Source organism: Pseudomonas sp. SYWMCR5, assembly GCF_057197165.1.
The window spans coordinates 21356-37279 of record NZ_JBXUNH010000004.1; the positions used below are offsets into that span (position 1 = coordinate 21356).

The 15924-nt window shown below is 65.4% G+C and carries 16 protein-coding genes; 5 read left to right on the forward strand and 11 right to left on the reverse strand.

Annotated features, from left to right (window positions below; genetic code table 11):
• Positions 1–49: 49 nt before the first annotated feature.
• Positions 50–1543, reverse strand: coding sequence for a methylenetetrahydrofolate reductase C-terminal domain-containing protein (locus tag AC2CGW_RS12675; protein ID WP_426351657.1), 1494 nt, complete (start codon positions 1541–1543; stop codon positions 50–52).
• A 329-nt stretch (positions 1544–1872) separates the two neighbouring features.
• Between AC2CGW_RS12675 and AC2CGW_RS12680 the strand changes: the two genes are divergently transcribed.
• Complete coding sequence (locus AC2CGW_RS12680) at positions 1873–2592, forward strand: SDR family NAD(P)-dependent oxidoreductase (protein WP_484574126.1); 720 nt, start codon at positions 1873–1875, stop codon at positions 2590–2592.
• A gap of 51 nt (positions 2593–2643) precedes the next feature.
• On the opposite strand, the gene AC2CGW_RS12685 is transcribed toward AC2CGW_RS12680, so the two are convergent.
• The 5 genes from AC2CGW_RS12685 to AC2CGW_RS12705 form a co-directional block, all read right to left on the reverse strand.
• Entirely contained in the window at positions 2644–3822 is a 1179-nt protein-coding gene (locus AC2CGW_RS12685) for an acetyl-CoA C-acetyltransferase (RefSeq protein ID WP_484574127.1), read from the reverse strand.
• 204 nt (positions 3823–4026) lie between these two features.
• Entirely contained in the window at positions 4027–5145 is a 1119-nt protein-coding gene (locus AC2CGW_RS12690; RefSeq protein ID WP_411383826.1) for an agmatine deiminase family protein, read from the reverse strand.
• Positions 5146–5148: 3 nt separating this feature from the next.
• The gene (locus AC2CGW_RS12695) at positions 5149–6243 is read right to left on the reverse strand and encodes an extracellular solute-binding protein (RefSeq protein WP_484574128.1); all 1095 of its coding nucleotides are present in this window, start codon (positions 6241–6243) and stop codon (positions 5149–5151) included.
• Positions 6244–6246: 3 nt separating this feature from the next.
• On the reverse strand, positions 6247–7143 hold the full coding sequence (gene aguB / locus AC2CGW_RS12700) for an N-carbamoylputrescine amidase (protein ID WP_484574129.1): 897 nt from the start codon (positions 7141–7143) through the stop codon (positions 6247–6249).
• Complete coding sequence (locus AC2CGW_RS12705; protein ID WP_186711810.1) at positions 7140–8195, reverse strand: agmatine deiminase family protein; 1056 nt, start codon at positions 8193–8195, stop codon at positions 7140–7142. The genes aguB and AC2CGW_RS12705 overlap by 4 nt, the downstream gene beginning before the upstream one ends.
• A gap of 135 nt (positions 8196–8330) precedes the next feature.
• Between AC2CGW_RS12705 and AC2CGW_RS12710 the strand changes: the two genes are divergently transcribed.
• The 4 genes from AC2CGW_RS12710 (at position 8331) to AC2CGW_RS12725 (ending at position 12460) form a co-directional block, all read left to right on the forward strand.
• On the forward strand, positions 8331–9200 hold the full coding sequence (locus AC2CGW_RS12710) for a LysR substrate-binding domain-containing protein (protein WP_186711809.1): 870 nt from the start codon (positions 8331–8333) through the stop codon (positions 9198–9200).
• 196 nt (positions 9201–9396) lie between these two features.
• On the forward strand, positions 9397–10608 hold the full coding sequence (fabV, locus tag AC2CGW_RS12715) for an enoyl-ACP reductase FabV (RefSeq protein ID WP_186667709.1): 1212 nt from the start codon (positions 9397–9399) through the stop codon (positions 10606–10608).
• A gap of 166 nt (positions 10609–10774) precedes the next feature.
• Positions 10775–11461 carry a GNAT family N-acetyltransferase gene (locus AC2CGW_RS12720; RefSeq protein WP_426352664.1) on the forward strand — a complete coding sequence of 229 codons (687 nt, stop codon included), beginning with the start codon at positions 10775–10777 and terminating at the stop codon, positions 11459–11461.
• Between the two features lie 90 nt (positions 11462–11551).
• Positions 11552–12460, forward strand: a complete 909-nt coding sequence (locus AC2CGW_RS12725; protein ID WP_484574130.1) for an alpha/beta hydrolase family protein — start codon at positions 11552–11554, stop codon at positions 12458–12460.
• Positions 12461–12479: 19 nt separating this feature from the next.
• On the opposite strand, the gene chrA is transcribed toward AC2CGW_RS12725, so the two are convergent.
• The 5 genes from chrA to AC2CGW_RS12750 all read right to left on the reverse strand — a co-directional run bounded on the left by chrA (position 12480) and on the right by AC2CGW_RS12750 (position 15913).
• Entirely contained in the window at positions 12480–13796 is a 1317-nt protein-coding gene (gene chrA / locus AC2CGW_RS12730; RefSeq protein ID WP_238343418.1) for a chromate efflux transporter, read from the reverse strand.
• 137 nt (positions 13797–13933) lie between these two features.
• The gene (locus AC2CGW_RS12735) at positions 13934–14275 is read right to left on the reverse strand and encodes a HopJ type III effector protein (RefSeq protein WP_186667715.1); all 342 of its coding nucleotides are present in this window, start codon (positions 14273–14275) and stop codon (positions 13934–13936) included.
• Entirely contained in the window at positions 14268–14564 is a 297-nt protein-coding gene (locus AC2CGW_RS12740) for a DUF1244 domain-containing protein (protein ID WP_186667717.1), read from the reverse strand. Before AC2CGW_RS12740 ends, AC2CGW_RS12735 begins: the two co-directional genes overlap by 8 nt.
• Positions 14565–14573: 9 nt before the next feature.
• Positions 14574–15266 (reverse strand): dihydromonapterin reductase, encoded by a 693-nt coding sequence (folM, locus tag AC2CGW_RS12745; RefSeq protein ID WP_371105600.1) that lies wholly within the window; start codon positions 15264–15266, stop codon positions 14574–14576.
• A 74-nt stretch (positions 15267–15340) separates the two neighbouring features.
• On the reverse strand, positions 15341–15913 hold the full coding sequence (locus AC2CGW_RS12750) for an antibiotic biosynthesis monooxygenase (protein WP_484574131.1): 573 nt from the start codon (positions 15911–15913) through the stop codon (positions 15341–15343).
• Between the last annotated feature and the right edge of the window lie 11 nt (positions 15914–15924).

Here is a 15924-nt window from a genome sequence, read left to right on the forward strand (position 1 = left end):
CAGGATAGAGGCTGTCGGGCCCCCTGTACCAGGGCTTGCCGGGTCGCTCCTACAGGTCCGCGGCCTCGGGTTGCGGGCGCTTGGCGCGCGCTGCGGGTTGTACTGGGGTTGGCTCGGCGAACCAGCGCGGCCAGGAGCTCTGCTGGCGCCCACCCACCTCGACGCAGGGGATCAGCTTGTCCCTGAGTACGTCTGTCTGCCCGACCGACACCGCCGTGCGGTATTTGCGGCTGTGGATGCATTCCCGGTCGCCGAACTCGCAGCGGTTCAGTTGCGTCCCGCCGCAGGGCCCGTTGGCCAGGCCCTTGGGGCAGGTTTCCGGGCAGATGTACAAGGTGTCTTCGAGCCGGCATTGACCGCAAGTATCGCAACCGACCACCGGCCGCTTGAGGCCGCGCTCCACGCGGTGCAGCACGCGCGCCGCGGCTGGGGTCGACCACAGCGACCGGCGCACGCTCCAGCCGAATGCCTTGCTCAACAGCGTTTCGCGGCTGAACAACTGGTGGTGCATGGCCGACAGCAAATGGTAGCGGGCCTTTTCCGTAAACGACGCCTGGACCTGGCGCTGGCCTTGCTGCCAGTGATGCCCGGGTGGGTGGAAAGTGACCGGCGCCACGCCGGGCATCTGCCAGGCGGCGTCCCAGGCGCTGCGCCATTGCTCGAGGCTGTTGATGCGTGGCAGCCAGTCTTCCAGAGCTTGTTCCAGTTCGAGAAACTGTTCGAGTTCGTGCACGCCGGAGAGGTTGATCCCGGCGTAGCCCAGCAGGCGCAGGCCGATGATCTGCAGGGCCAGGCGCTCCGTGGCACGCTGCCGGGCGTGGGCCTTGGACACTGCCGCCTCGGCGGCGAGCAGCGCACGCATCGCGGGGCTTACGGTGACCCCCGCCACATGCTCGAGCATCCCGGCGCGGCCTTCGGTGAGCCCCATGATGCAGGCGAGCATGGGCCGAGGCCTGGGCTGGCGCTGCATCCAGTGCATGGCCTCGCGGTATTTCTGGAAGTCGAAGCCCAGTTGCAGGATGAAGAAGTCGACGCCGGCGGCGAGCTTCTTTTCGGCCTTGAAGTATTGTGCGCCGCCTTCTTCCTCGCGGTACTTGAACGGATTCAGTGCCGCGCCGAGCAGCCAGTCGGGGCGCGCCTGGCGCACGATCTGCAGGGCCGCGACGGATTCGAGGTAACGTACCGGACGTTGGCCTGGCGTGTGGCCGGGCAGGCGGTCGCCGGTCAGCAGCAGGAGCTGGTCCAGGCCTGCGGCGTCCATGTGTGACAGCTGGGCGAGCAGGTCCTGGCGCTCGCGATCCTTGCCTGAGAAATGCAACAGGGTCGGGACCGGTGTGTTGAAGCTGCGGCAGGCGTCGAGCGGCGACATGTCGAGCGCACTGCCGACCCGGTCGGCGATGGACACCGCCAGTGGCCAGCCGCACAACTGCGCACGCGCCATGATGCTCTCCAGTGCAGCGAAGCGCTGGGCAGAAGGCTTGGGGACGAACTCCATGATGCAGACGAAGGATTGATCGTTCAGGGCTTGTCTGAGCAGGCTCATGGCGGGTACCGGGTGCGGGCAGGATGACAGTGTGGCTGGATTGGGGGGCGGTGGGTTGTCTGCAAGCGTACGGCATTGATCTGAAACAGACACGCGCCGCGGTTTACATCTGGATACAAGCCAGGCTTTGTCATCGAGCTGGCGGGTTGCTTGGATGCTGCGCTAGTGGATCGAATCTACTTTTGGCGGTGACCTTTTCGCGGGCAAGCCCGCTCCTACAGGCCCTGCGGCTCGGAAGACTGTGGAGTACCTGTAGGAGCGGGCTTGCCCGCGAAAAGGTCACCGCTGTCCCGGCCTCTTTCCCCAAACCTCGATAAATGGAGTTATTGATGAAGACCCTGGTAATCGGCGCCAGCAAAGGGCTGGGCAAGGCTTTGATGCAAGGCCTGGGCAACCCCGGTGACACCCTGATCGGCGTCGCCCGCGCCATCCCCCCGCATGTCCCCGTCATCGCTGGTATCGAAACCCGCTGGATCGAAGCCGACCTCACTCAACCCGCAACTGCCGTCGCCTCCATCACCAAGGCTGTGGCCGATCAAGGCATCGACACCCTGATCTACAACCTGGGCATCTGGGAGCCCCTGGCGTTCCACCCCGCCTACGATTTTCTCGACGACCAGGACGCCCAGATTGAAACCATGGTCGGTTGCAACATCACGGCGACCATCCTGCTGATCAAGCGTCTGCTGCCCCTGTTGCTGCAAAGCCAGCACCCACGCATCCTGCTGACCGGCTCAACCTCGGGCCTGCCGCGCAGCGGGCGCCCTGAGGTGACCTTCGGTGCCAGCAAGTTCGCCCTGCAAGGCATCGCCGACGCCCTGCGCGAGGGCTACCGCGATCGGCATCTTGGCGTGACCTGTCTGAACCTTGGCTATCTCAATACCGAGGACGGCCTGGAGGTGCCGGTTGCTGAGGCTGCGCGGCGTGGGGAAGGGCAACTGATACCGGTGCACGATGTGGTGCAGGTGGTCAGGACGATCCTGTCACTGTCGCCGGCCAGCTTTGTCAGGGAGCTGAGCTTGCCGGCGATCCTGGATGAAAGATTCTGAGATTAGCGGTGAGTGCTTCGCGGGCTCGCCTGCGCAGCACTCACCCCAGACTCATCGCTCGATCGTCAACGCGACACCCTGGCCACCGCCGATGCACAGCGTCGCCAGGCCTTTCTTCGCATCACGCTTGATCATCTCGTGCAACAAGGTCACCAGCACCCGGCAACCCGAGGCGCCAATCGGGTGGCCCAGGGCGATGGCACCGCCGTTGACGTTGACCTTCGCCGCATCCCAGGCCAGCTCCTTGCCCACTGCCAGGGCCTGGGCCGCGAAGGCTTCGTTGGCCTCGATCAGGTCCAGGTCGGACAACTGCCAGCCCGCCTTCTGCAGGCAGCGCTGGGTCGCCGAGACCGGGCCGATGCCCATGATCGCCGGGTCTACACCGGCACTGGCGTAGCCGGTGATCCTGGCCAGCACCGGCAGGCCCAGGGCCTTGGCCTTGTCGACGCTCATCAGCAGCACGGCAGCGGCGCCATCGTTGAGGCTCGAGGCGTTGCCAGCGGTGACGCTGCCGTCTTTCTTGAAGGCTGCACGCAGCTTGCCCAGCGATTCGGCGCTGGTGCCTGGGCGAGGTTGTTCGTCGGTGTCGAACACCAGCGCATCGCCTTTTTTCTGCGGGATGTGGATGGGGGTGATCTCGTCCTTGAAACGACCGTCTTCGATAGCCGCCACGGCCTTGCGCTGAGACTCGGCGGCAAAGGCGTCCTGCTGTTCGCGGGAGATGGCGTACTTGTCCACCAGGTTCTCGGCGGTGATGCCCATGTGGTAGTCGTTGAAGGCGTCCCACAGGCCATCGGTGATCATGGTATCGACCAGTTGGCCATGGCCCATGCGCTGGCCGGTGCGGGCCGAGGGCAGCACGTACGGCGCCAGGCTCATGTTCTCCTGGCCGCCGGCGATCACCACCTCGGCGTCGCCGCAGCGGATCGCCTGGGCCGCCAGATGCAGGGCCTTGAGGCCCGAACCGCAGACCTTGTTCAGGGTCAGCGCCGGCACCGCGTGGGGCAGGCCGGCCTTGACCGCGGCCTGGCGGGCGGGGTTCTGGCCGGCGCCTGCGGTCAGCACCTGGCCGAGGATCACCTCGTCGACTTGCGCGGGGTCAAGGCCGGTCTGCTCCAACAGGCGCTTGATCACCGCAGCACCGAGGTCGATGGCCGAGACATTGGCCAGGGTGCCCTGGAAACTGCCGATGGCAGTACGGGTGGCGGCGACGATGGCGACTTCGTTCATTGTTGTTCTCCGGGAGGCGAAGTGGATCGCGACAGCATCACTGCCCGGGGCTCATTTGAGAAGTTTGTTTTTCTTTGTGATTGATCGGGTTTGCAAATGAATAGGGTGTCTGTGCCGGCCCTATCGCGGGGCAAGCCCGCCCCCACAGAACCTGAATGCATCGGGGTCTGTGGGAGCGGGCTTGCCCCGCGATAGGGCCGGTACTCACACCGCTGGACAATGGCTGGTCACACAATGGATGCCGCCACCTCCCGCCGCGATGGCATCGATATCCAACTGCACCACGTCCCGATCCGGATACAACTCGGCCAACAACGCCCGGGCCTTTTCATCGGCCTCGCGGTCGCCGAACTGCGGGGCGATGACCGCACCGTTTATCACGAAATAATTGATATACCCCGCCGCGAAATCCGGGTTGCCCTTGTTGAATGCACTCTTGCGTGGTTTCAGCGGCGGCGACACGGTGTGCACCTGCAACGCCCGGCCATCGGCATCGGTGGCCTGCTTGAGTATCTCCAGATGCCGCAGCGTCACTGCGTGGTCATAGGAATCGGGGTCGGTGTCGAGGTTGGCCAGCACCACGCCGGGGCGCACGAAGCGCGCATAGAAGTCTACATGCGCGTCAGTGATGTCCTTGCCCTTGATGCCCGGCAGCCAGATGATCTTGCGCAGGCCCAGGCGCGCCTTGAGCTCCTGCTCGACTTCGGCCTTGCTCCAGCCGGGGTTGCGGTTGCCGTTGATCCAGCTGCTCTCGGTCATGATTCCGGTGCCATGGCCATCGACCTCGATACCGCCGCCTTCGCCGACCAGTTCGCTGCGCTGGTAGGCAGCGTTCGCCCGCGTGGCCACCTGCTTGGCCAGCTTTGCGTCGAAGCGGTGCCGTTGCTTGCCGCCCCAGCCGTTGAAGTTGAAATCCACCGCGCCCAGCTCGCCGTCGTCGTCGACCACGAAGTTGGCGCCGATGTCGCGCATCCAGATGTCGTCCAGCTCAGTGATCACGAACGTGGTGTTGTGGCTGGCGCAATGTTCCTCGGCCAGGTCGCGCTCGCCCTCGCGGCAGAACACCGTCACTGGCTGGTAGTTGGCGATGGCGCGGGCGATGCGGCCCAGCGCCGCCTGCACGTCTTCGGTGAAGTCTTCCCAGATCGCGTCCTGGGCGCCGAAGGCGAGGTAGGCGCACCGCTGCGGCTCGCCCTCGTCGGGCATGAACCAGCGGCCCGCCTCGCTGGCGCGGGCGCTGCCCAGCGGCAGGCCGATGCTTGCGGCGGCGCCGAGGCCGGCGGCGATCGACAGGTGCTGGAGGAAGGTACGACGGGTTGGCATGGGTCAGTCCTGGGCAGTCTTGAAACGGGTCCAGACGCGCATGCGCGCACGCATGTCGGCCTGGGGAATATCCTTGCCCGGAATCAGCCGGGCATAGGTGGCGGCATCGAGGTAGATGTCGGGGTTGTCGCGCATGCGCGCGTCCACCAGTGGACGGGCCTTGGCGCTGGCCGTGGGGTAGCCGGTGAAGTTGCTGATCGCGGCCATGTTTTCCGGGCGCATCACGAAGTTGATGAAACGATAGGCGTACTCCGGATGGCGTGCATCGGCGGGGATCGCCATGGTGTCCATCCATACCGTGGTGCCTTCGCGCGGCACGCGGTATTGGAAGTCGATGACTTTGCCTGCGGCCTCGGCAGTGCGCTGGGCCTGGATCACGTCGCCGCTGTAGCCCAGCGACAGGCAGGTGTTCTCGTTGACCAGTTCGGTCACCGGCTGCGACTGCAACTTGCGCACGTAGGGCCGGATCGACTTGAGCAGCTCGCTGGCGGCAGCCAGGTCTTCACGCTTGGCGCTGCGGGGTTCACGCCCCAGATAGTGGAGCACCACGGCGAGCACTTCGTCGGGCGAGTCGATCATCGAGATGCCGCAATCGGCGAACTTGGCGGCCAGCTCCGGTTTGAACAGCAGGTCGAGGCTGTCCAGCGGTGCGTCGGGCATGCGCTCGCGGATCTTGGCGGCATTGAAGGTCAGGCCGATGGTGCCCCAGGTGTAGGGCACTGTCGCCTCGCTGGCCTTGGGATAGCGCGCGTGCAGGGCGCGCAGGCCTGGGTCGATGTCGTCCAGCGCGGTCAGTTGCTGGCGGTCGAGCGGCTGCAGGCTGCCGGCGCGCATCAGGCGCTCGGCCACGGTGTCGCCGGGAAACACCAGGTCGTAGCCGCTGCGCCCGGACATCAGCTTGGCCTCGAGCACTTCACTGCCGTCCATGACGTCGTAGATCACCGGGATGCCGGTTTCGGCGGTGAAGCGCTTGAGGGTGTCCTCGGCAAAGTAGTCGGCCCAGTTGTACAGGCGCAGGGCTTCCTGCTGTGCCTGGGCGACGGACGCGCAGCAGGCCAGGGCGAGGGCGGCGAACAGTTGTGATGGACGGCGTGGCATGGCTCAGGCCCTCGTCGGTTGTGGGGTGCGGCCGTCGAGGGTCATCAACGGTGCGTACAGCTCGGGACGGCGGTCGCGGTAGACGCCCCAGCTCAGGCGGTCTTCACGCATGCGCGCCAGATCCAGGTCGTGCAGCCATACGCCGCTGCTGTCGCGATCGGCTTCGGCGAGCATCGCGCCCTTGTGGTCGCAGATGAACGAGGAACCATAGAAACGCATCGACAGGTGCTCGTCGCTGCGCGCCACTTCCTGGCCGACGCGGTTGGCGGCCACCACCGGCAGCAGGTTGGCTGCGGCATGGCCACGCATCGCCATCTGCCAGTGGTCGCGTGAGTCCAGTTCGGCGGCACCGGGCTCCGAGCCGATGGCCGTCGGGAACAGCAGCACCTCGGCGCCGAGCAGCGCCAGGCAGCGCGCGGTTTCCGGGAACCATTGGTCCCAGCAGATGCCGATGCCCAGGCGGCCGAAGGCGGTGTCCCAGACCTTGAAACCGGTATCGCCGGGGCTGAAGTATTCCTTTTCCTGGTAGCCGGTGGCGTTGGGGATGTGGGTCTTGCGGTAGATCCCCAGCAGGCGACCGTCGGCGTCGGCCACGGTCAGCGAATTGAAGAAGGCGTTGCCGGCGCGCTCGTACCAGCTCAGTGGCAGCACCACCCCCAGCTCTTTGGCCAGCGCGGCGAAGCGGCGCAGCAGGGGGCTGTCGTGATAGTCCTGGGCCAGCGCCTGGTGGCTGTGGCACTGCTCGATGCAGAAATACGGCGTAGCGAACAGCTCCTGCAACAGGATTACCTGTGCACCCCGGGCGGCGGCCTGGCGCACCAGTTGCTCGGCGCGGTCGAGGTTGGCCGCAAGGTTCCAGTCGCAACTCATCTGTGTAGTAGCGATGCGCAGCAGGCTCATGGGCGCTCCTCCGTCACAGGCCAGGCCGGTTGTTGCTGGGTGATGCAGTGGATGCCGCCGCCGCCGTGGGCGATGTGGTCGATACGCACCGGCACGATCTCGCGGTCGGGGAAGGCCAGGGCCAACTGACGGGCGGCGGCCTGGTCGGCGTCGATGCCATAGGCCGGCATGATCACTGCGCCGTTGGCCAGGTAGAAGTTGGTGTAGGAGGCGCAGAACACTTCGGCGTCCTTGTCCACTGCGGCGCTGGCCTCAAACAGGTCGAGCAGCTCGAAGCGCCGGCCCTGGGCGTCGCGAGCCAGCTCCAGGGCGCGGCGGTTTTCCCGGGCGACGTCGGCGTAGACCGAGCCTTGCTCGTGGGTGGCATCGACCAGCAGCACGCCGGGCCGGGCGAAGGCGCAGACCCCGTCGACGTGGCCATCGGTCATGTCGCCGGTGACATACTGCGGATCGCCGGGCAGCCAGATGGTCTTGCGGATGCCCAGCAGACGGGCGAAGCACTCCTCGAAGTCCGCCTTGCTCAGGCCGGGGTTGCGGTTGGGGTTGAGCAGCACCGACTCGGTGGTGATCAGGGTGCCTTCGCCGTCTACATGAATGGCGCCGCCTTCGTTGCACAGCGGCGTGCTGAAGCCTTCCAGGCCCAGGTGGTCGAGGATGCGCCGACCGAGGCTGCGGTCCAGGCCGTGCTCGGACTTGCCACCCCAGGCGTTGAAGCGCCAGCTCAGGCCGGCCAGGCCGTGTTGCGGGTGAGCGATGAAGGTCGGCCCGCTGTCGCGGCACCAACTGTCGTCCACGGCCAGTTCGATCAGCTCGATACCGGCGCCGCACAGGGCGCGGGCGCTGGCCATGGCGGACGGCGCGACGACCATCTTCACCGGCTCGAAACGGGCGATGGCGCTGGCGACCCGGGCGTAGTCGCGCTGTACGTCGGCCAGGGTCACGCGCCAACCGGACTCCCACAAGGCTTGGTTGTGCGGCCAGATCATCCAGGTGGCGGCGTGGCGGGCCCATTCGGCGGGCATGCGCCAGCCGCTGGCGATGGACAGGTCCATGGTTAGCTCCAATGTATTAGTGATTTTTATCAACGAAGCCCGCCGTTGCGGGTGTTGGTGCCCATGATATGGCTATGAATTGGCGTGGACTAACGATAGATTTAGCGTATTTCTGATTAGAAAGGCTTATCGATCATGCTCAAGCACTGGCCGCCCCTGAATGCCCTGCGTGGCTTTGAAGCCGCTGCCCGCCTGGGCAGTTTTCACAAGGCCGCCGAGGCGCTGAACCTCACCCAGTCGGCGATCAGCCAGCAGATCCGCAGCCTGGAAAGCTACCTGGAGCAACCGTTGTTCCACCGGACCGGGCGCAGTGTCAGCCTCACCGACGCGGGCCATGACCTGCTCAGCACTACGCAGGTCATGCTGCAACAATTGGCGGTGGGCATCCGTCGGCTGGACCAGTACCGCAAGCCCAACCAACTGGTGGTCAACACCACCCCGGCCTTTGCCCGGCACTGGTTGTTGCCGCGCCTGGCGGACTTCCATGCGCGCTGCCCGGAGGTAGACCTGTGGCTGTTCACCAGTTTCGAGGTGCCGGACATGAGCAGCCAGACCATCGACCTGGCGATCCGCGATGATCTTGGCCCGCAGGCCGAGTGCAGTTTCAGCGTGTTGCACCAGGACCGCCTGTACCCCGCCTGCCATCCCGCCTTGCCCGAAACCGGGCGCACCACCTTGCACGGCGAACGGGAGATGGACTGGAGCCACTGGCAACTGGAGGGCGGCGAAGCGGTGGGGCAGCAGGGCAAGGGGCTGAATTTCTCCGACCCGGGGCTGCTCCTGGACGCGGCGGGAGAGGGCCTGGGGATTGCGCTGGTCAGCCAGTTGCTGGCCCAGCGGTTGGTGGACGACGGGCGTTTGCAGGCGTTGTCGGCGCAGCGGGTGCGAGGCCCGGCCTGGAGTTGCCTGGTGCACCGCGACAGCCAGGACGATCCGCTGGCGCGGCAGTTCCTGGCGTGGTTGCGCGCGGCCTTGGAGCCCCTGGCCCCACCCGTCCCTGTGTAGGAGCGGCCTTGTGCCGCGATCGGGCGCGACACAAGGTCGCTCCTACAGGGAGCGAGTCGCTTTCGGATTCGGGTTTTGCTCGGGCCATTGACCCCGTAATATGTGTCGGATGACTTGCGGGGGTAGTCTCACCCTCTGATCAATCGGAATCGCCCCTGCGGCGCTTCCCCAGCATAAACCTGACGAGGTACAGACATTGGCCATCATTCATCCCAAGGTACGCGGATTCATCTGCACCACGACTCACCCCAAGGGCTGCGAGCTCAACGTCCGTGACCAGATCGAAGCCACCCGCAAACTGGGCGTGCGCGAAGATGGTCCGAAGAAAGTCCTGGTGATCGGCGCCTCCAGCGGCTACGGCCTGGCAGCACGCATCACCGCCGCCTTCGGCTTCAAGGCCGACACCCTGGGCGTGTTCTTCGAGAAGCCGGGCACCGAGACCAAGGCCGGCACCGCAGGCTGGTACAACGCCGCCGCCTTCGACAAGTTCGCCAAGGCCGAGGGTCTGTACAGCAAGTCGATCAACGGTGACGCCTTCTCCGACGAAGCTCGTGCCAAGGTGATCGAGCTGATCAAGAACGAGATGGGTGGCAAGGTCGACCTGGTCATCTACTCCCTGGCCTCGCCCGTGCGCAAGCTGCCGCAGACCGGCGAGCTGATCCGCTCGGCGCTCAAGCCGATCGGTCAGCCGTACAAGTCGACCGCCATCGACACCAACAAGGACACCATCATCGAGGCCAGCATCGAGCCGGCCACCGAGCAGGAAATCGCCGACACCGTCACCGTCATGGGTGGTCAGGACTGGCAGCTGTGGATCGACGCCCTGGCCGGCGCTGACGTGCTCGCCGAAGGCGCGCGCACCGTGGCCTTCAGCTACATCGGCACCGAAATCACCTGGCCGATCTACTGGCACGGCGCCCTGGGCCAGGCCAAGCAGGACCTGGACGAAACCGCCCTGCGCCTGGACAAGAAGCTGGCCGGTGAAGTGAAGGGCGGCGCCAACGTTGCCGTGCTCAAGTCGGTGGTCACCCAGGCCAGCTCGGCCATTCCGGTGATGCCGCTGTACCTGTCGATGGTCTTCAAGATCATGCAGGAGAAGGGCGTTCACGAAGGCACCCAGGACCAGCTGGACCGCATGTTCCGCGACCGCATGTACCGCGCCGACGGTGCTCCGGCCGAGGTGGACGAAAAGGCCCGCCTGCGCCTGGACGACTGGGAACTGCGCGACGACGTGCAGGACGCCTGCAAGGCCATGTGGCCGCAGGTCACCACCGAAAACCTGTTCGAGCTGACCGACTACGCCGGTTACAAGAAACAGTTCCTCAACCTGTTCGGTTTCGAGCGCGCTGACGTCAACTACGACGAAGACGTGGCCACCGACGTACGGTTCGACTGCATCGAGCTGTAAGCAAGCCCTTGACCGCGCAGCCGTTTGTTTCGGCTGCGCGGTTCCCTCCGGGGCCTTGTTAACATTCTGCAACAAATCCTCCGCTGGCCCTTTGCTATGGCCGCTTTCTCCCTGATCTATACAGCAGCTATTGGTCCGGCAATTTCGCCTGGGCCGGGGAGGCAGCATGCGCGTATTGCAAAAAATACAAGAACGGATCCGCCAGAAGGGGCTCAAGCGTACCTTCAAGACCCTTGTCGAACGCTACGTATTCTTCCACTGGGAATTGCTGTGGATGGAACGCGACCTGGTCACCCCCGTGCCGCCCCACAAACTCAAGGAACATCCGCCGGTGACCCTGGTGGATATCACCACCGCCAATGCCGACGCCTTTGCGCGCTATTTCGGCGACCGTGTCGAAACCATGCGCGAACTCGCTGCCGAAGGCCATACCGGGCACATGTACCTGGATGAGCACGGCGATGCGGTGGCCTTCATCTGGGCGAGCGTGGTCGACTACCATGACAAGCACTATTACGGCTGCACCTTCCCGGTGAAGCCCGGAGAGTTCTTCGAGTTCGGCGGCGAGATGACCCGGCGCTACTTTGGCAGCGAGCTGTCGGTTACCGCTCAGGTCGAGTTGTGGAACACCATGCATGCCAAGGGCTGCCGCAAGGTGGTGGATGTGGTGGAGACGCATAACGTGCCGGCCATGAAGCTGCACCTGCGCATGGGCTATCACGAGCAAGGGCGGGTGATGCATGTGTATGGCCTGTTCGGGCGCTGGAAGCTGTTCCGCGAAACGCGTTATCACGGTTCGCGCCTGGAGGTGCTGCGCAAGCCTGGCGTGGCGCGGGCGTTGTCGACCACCTGAGGCAGGTACAGCCAGCGAAAAATTTGCTAGCGTGGGCGGATGACAAAAAACGCCGCCCGCCTCCCGGCGCGACGGCGCAGGGAGCCCGCCATGAGCAGCCTGACCCAACCTGCGACTGCCTTTCGCCATCAAGCCGCCGACGGCTACAGCCTCGGCGGTTTCCAGTGGCGCCACGCCGAACCCGCCCCCCAGCGCCCGCTGGTGATCATCAATGCGGCCACCTCGGTGCGCTGCCGCTATTACGCTCGCTTTGCCGATTACCTGTTCGCCCACGGCTTCGACGTGCTGAGCTACGACTACCGTGGCATCGGCGAGTCTCGCCCGGCATCGTTGCGCGGTTTCCAGGCGTCTTGGAGCGACTGGGGCTGCCTGGACTTCGAAGCTATCCTGCAACGCGCCGCCAGCGAATTCCCCGGGCAGCCGGTGAATGTGGTGGGGCACAGCTTCGGTGGCTGGGCAACTGGCCTGGCGCCGTCGGCCGGGCAGGTGCGGCGGCTGGTGATGGTCGGCGCACAGTTTGCCTACTGGCGTGACTATGCGGCCGAAGGCCGCTGGCGGATGGTGGGCAAGTGGCATGTGGTGATGCCATTGCTGACCCGGCTACTGGGCTATTTCCCCGGCAAGCGCCTGGGCTGGATGGAGGACACGCCGGCCGGGGTGGTGCGTGACTGGAGCACGCCGGCGCCGCGCTACGAGCAGCGTCCCAGTGGACGGCTGCTGCAGGCGCGTCCTTTCGCCCAGGTCCAGGCTGCGGCCCTGGCGGTGAGCCTGAGCGACGATCCTTTCGGCACTGTGGCGGCGACGGATCGCTTGCTGGGCTACCTGGAGCACGCCCAACCTCGCCACCTGCGCGTGGCACCTGTGGATATCGGTGAGCAGGAGGTCGGACATTTCGCGTTCTTCCATGATCGCTTTCGGGCAAGCCTGTGGCCGATTGCGTTGGAGTGGTTGCGCGAGGGTGTGCTGTCGGAGCGGATACCGGGGCAGCGCATGAGGTGATGGGGGCTGTGTCGACCTCTCAGAGCACATGCCCATACAACACCACCAGTAATCCCGCCAGGGCGCAGGCGATCAACACTTCCAGCACACTGCGACGCAACACCAGCAGCCCCGCCGCCGCCAGCAGCGCGATCCCCAGTGCCAGCCCGTCGATCCCTTCGGCGAATCCGTGCGGCCAGAACACGTGATAGGCGAAGAACAACGCCAGATTCAGGATCACCCCCACCACTGCGGCGCTGATTGCCGTCAGCGGAGCGGTGAAGCGCAGTTGCCTGCGTGTGCGCTCCACCAAGGGCGCGCCGATCAGGATGAACAGGAACGATGGCAGGAAGGTGAACCAGGTGACCAGGCATGCCGCCAGGGCGCCAGCCACGAACGCCTGGTCGGCACCGAACTGGGCCTGCACATAGCCGCCGACGAAGCCGACGAACGCCACCAGCATGATCAGCGGCCCGGGTGTGCTTTCGCCCAATGCCAGGCCGTCGATCATCTGCGTGGGCGTCAGCCAGCCGTAATGATCGACAGCCCCCTGATACACGTAGGGCAGCACTGCGTAGGCACCGCCGAAGGTGAGCAGCGCGGCTTTGGTGAAGAACCATGCCATCTGGGTGAAGGTGCCTTGCCAGCCGAACAGCAGCGTCAGTGCGGCCATCGGCAGACACCACAGCGCTGCACCGCAGGCCAGCAGTCCGAACAGGCGCGGCCAGTGCAGGCGGGTATGGGCGGCCTGGGCCAGCGGGGCTTCGGCGATGGAGTCTTCAGTGTTGGCGCGACCGGTCTGGAACAACTGCGGCCGCCGGCGCCCGCCCAAATAGCCGACCAGCCCCGCGCCCAGCACGATCAGCGGAAACGGCAGCCCCAGCCCGAACAGGGCGACGAAGGCTGCCAGAGCGATGCCCCACAATGCAGCGTTGTGCAGCACCCGGGAGCCGATGCGCCAGGTCGCCTGCACGACGATGGCGGTGATCGCAGGCTTGAGGCCGTAGAACAGGCCGGCGACCAGAGGTTGCTGCCCCTGGGTGATATAGACCCAGGACAGTCCGATCAGAATGAACAACGAGGGCAGGATGAACAGCGTCCCGGCAATGATCCCGCCCCAGGTGCGGTGCATCAGCCAGCCGAGGTAGGTGGCCAGTTGCTGGGCTTCGGGCCCGGGCAGCAACATGCAGTAGTTCAAGGCGTGGAGAAATCGCGACTCGCTGAGCCAGCGGCGGCGTTCGACGATTTCCCTGTGCATCAGGGCGATCTGCCCGGCCGGGCCGCCGAATCCGATGAAACCGAGCTTGAGCCAGAACAGCATGGCCTGACGGAAAGGGATGCTGGGTTCTGGAGGCATTCGGGCGAGTCCTTCTGGCAGGAAAAGGGCAGTCGGCGACATCATGTCGGGCGCCGCTTTGCGGCCCATCGCGACACTAGGCCGCGCCTGCACCGAATACCTGCAGGAGCGGCCTTGGTGCCGCGAACAGCCTTGCCTCAGGCGTTGCGGGTCAGCGGCTGCTCGGCAAACTTCACGCCGGCCAGGCCGTGCTTGATCAGCGCGCGGATATTGCCATGGTCGCTGCCCTCGGGGGTGGCGAGCACGCTGCGGTAGTGTTCGCCAAAGGCCAGCAGCGCTTCCTGATCGCTCAGACCTTCCAGCAGGGCCAGGCCCAGGGTCTTGCACGACCCCTCGTTCTGCCCGGCAGCGTTTTCCACGCCGCCGTTGTTGAAGGCCTGGGGCTGGTAGCTGTAGTTGGCGGCAATGAAGCCCAGGGTGTCGGCAAACACGTGTTCGCCGCTGGCGAGGCTGCTGCGCAGGGTGTTCAGGTCAGTCACGGGGTTTTCCTTGTTCGAACGCCGCTTGTTGTTCGGCGCTGGCTTCTTTCTGGTATTGGGCTTTCCACTCGGCGTAGGGCATGCCGTACACCGCTTCGCGGGCATCGTCCAGGCTCAGCTCGACCTGGCGCTCGTCGGCGGCGGCCTTGTACCACTTGGACAGGCAGTTGCGGCAGAAGCCGGAGAGGTTCATCAGGTCGATGTTCTGCACGTCGGTACGCTTTTGCAGGTGTTCGACCAGGCGCCGGAACGCGGCGGCTTCGAGTTCGAGCTGTTGTTGCTCAGTCATGGGCTTCCCTCAGGTCATGCGGTTCTTCAGATGGCGGCCACCGTTGATGACCACCTGGCTGCCGGTGCTGTACTGGCTTTGCAGCAGGAACATCACCGCCTCGATCAGCGGCTGTGCACCCGGTTCGAATTCCAGCAGGGCCTTTTTCAGTGTCTGCCGGCGGTACTGTTCGTCGCCGCCTTCCTTAAGGATCAGCAGGCCCGGCAGGATACCGTTGACACGCACCTTGGGCGCGTATTTTTCGGCGAAAGACAGCACCATGTTCTGCAGCGCGGCCTTGGTTGCGGCGTAGCCGATATGGCTCTTGCTGCCGCGCGAGGAGGTTTCGTCGCAGATGTGGATGATGTCGGCCTTCTCGACCTTGGCCAGGTGCTCGCCCAGCGCCAGGTTGAGGTGGTAGGGCGCCTCGACGTGCAGGCGGAACATGGTGTCGAGGCTCTGCAGGTCGTCGTCCAGCCACAGCGAGGCGTTGTGGATGATTGCGCGCAGGCCGTCGTAGTTGTGCTGCAGGTGTTCGATCAGCGCCAGGCGGTCGGCCTCGCGGGTGAGGTCGGCCTGGAACTGGATGATGTTCGGGTGCGCGGCCTGCGCATGAAGGCTACGGCTGGCGCTGACCACCTGATGGCCGGCCTTGGCCAGCGCCAGGGCCAGGGCCAGCCCGACGCGCTGGCTGGCTCCGGTGATGAGGATAGGGCTGTTCATGTTCGGGGCAGTCTGTTCGTCTGTTCGTTCGTGCCCCAGCATACCCGAACTGCGCAGGCTTGCGTGCCCGCTCCTCAGCGGCTGCGCAACCCTTCGCGGCGCTGTGACGCCGTGCGTGCCGAGGGATTGAGCCAGCCGGCCAGCAGGCGGGTGGACAACGGAATGAACAGGTAGACCATCAGCGGCGTCAGCACCAGGGTGCTCAGCAGTACCCGGGGCAGCAGGTCCAGCGGTGCCAGCCAGTGGCCGAACAACAGGTTGAACAGCAGCGACACCGGGAAGAACGCCAGCCAGATGGCGGTAGCCTGCTTCCAGCGCGGCGGTTTATGCACCGTTTCGGTGCCGAACCAGGCGTCGATGCCGCTGATGCGCCGCTCTTCGGGGCGCTCGAACAGGCCGTCGCCACGCTGCAACCAGGCGCGTCGCGAGGCGGAATGTTCCCAGGCGTGCAGAGTCGGTTCGTCGTTGAAACGGAAGATGATCTGGAAGGCGTCGCTGTCGGCCGGCGGCGCGAGGATGCCCGAGCCCAGGTAGCCGGGGAAGTCGGTGGCCAACTGCTCGCCTTCATGGAGCCAGGCCAGCAGGTCCTGGTAGCGTCCATCGGCGGCGCGGCGCGACACCATCAGGGTGACGGGTGCGGTAGACATCGTGTATCTCC

What these genes read in the sequence shown, in the direction of transcription:
- aguB (WP_484574129.1), bottom strand. Translation starts at nt 7,143, where the DNA reads ATGAGCCTGCTGCGCATCGCTACTACACAGATGAGTTGCGACTGGAAC.
- AC2CGW_RS12695 (WP_484574128.1), bottom strand. Translation starts at nt 6,243, where the DNA reads ATGCCACGCCGTCCATCACAACTGTTCGCCGCCCTCGCCCTGGCCTGC.
- AC2CGW_RS12710 (WP_186711809.1), top strand. Translation starts at nt 8,331, where the DNA reads ATGCTCAAGCACTGGCCGCCCCTGAATGCCCTGCGTGGCTTTGAAGCC.
- AC2CGW_RS12680 (WP_484574126.1), top strand. Translation starts at nt 1,873, where the DNA reads ATGAAGACCCTGGTAATCGGCGCCAGCAAAGGGCTGGGCAAGGCTTTG.
- AC2CGW_RS12685 (WP_484574127.1), bottom strand. Translation starts at nt 3,822, where the DNA reads ATGAACGAAGTCGCCATCGTCGCCGCCACCCGTACTGCCATCGGCAGT.
- AC2CGW_RS12720 (WP_426352664.1), top strand. Translation starts at nt 10,775, where the DNA reads ATGCGCGTATTGCAAAAAATACAAGAACGGATCCGCCAGAAGGGGCTC.
- AC2CGW_RS12690 (WP_411383826.1), bottom strand. Translation starts at nt 5,145, where the DNA reads ATGCCAACCCGTCGTACCTTCCTCCAGCACCTGTCGATCGCCGCCGGC.
- AC2CGW_RS12705 (WP_186711810.1), bottom strand. Translation starts at nt 8,195, where the DNA reads ATGGACCTGTCCATCGCCAGCGGCTGGCGCATGCCCGCCGAATGGGCC.
- AC2CGW_RS12740 (WP_186667717.1), bottom strand. Translation starts at nt 14,564, where the DNA reads ATGACTGAGCAACAACAGCTCGAACTCGAAGCCGCCGCGTTCCGGCGC.
- AC2CGW_RS12750 (WP_484574131.1), bottom strand. Translation starts at nt 15,913, where the DNA reads ATGTCTACCGCACCCGTCACCCTGATGGTGTCGCGCCGCGCCGCCGAT.
- folM (WP_371105600.1), bottom strand. Translation starts at nt 15,266, where the DNA reads ATGAACAGCCCTATCCTCATCACCGGAGCCAGCCAGCGCGTCGGGCTG.
- AC2CGW_RS12675 (WP_426351657.1), bottom strand. Translation starts at nt 1,543, where the DNA reads ATGAGCCTGCTCAGACAAGCCCTGAACGATCAATCCTTCGTCTGCATC.
- AC2CGW_RS12725 (WP_484574130.1), top strand. Translation starts at nt 11,552, where the DNA reads ATGAGCAGCCTGACCCAACCTGCGACTGCCTTTCGCCATCAAGCCGCC.
- chrA (WP_238343418.1), bottom strand. Translation starts at nt 13,796, where the DNA reads ATGCCTCCAGAACCCAGCATCCCTTTCCGTCAGGCCATGCTGTTCTGG.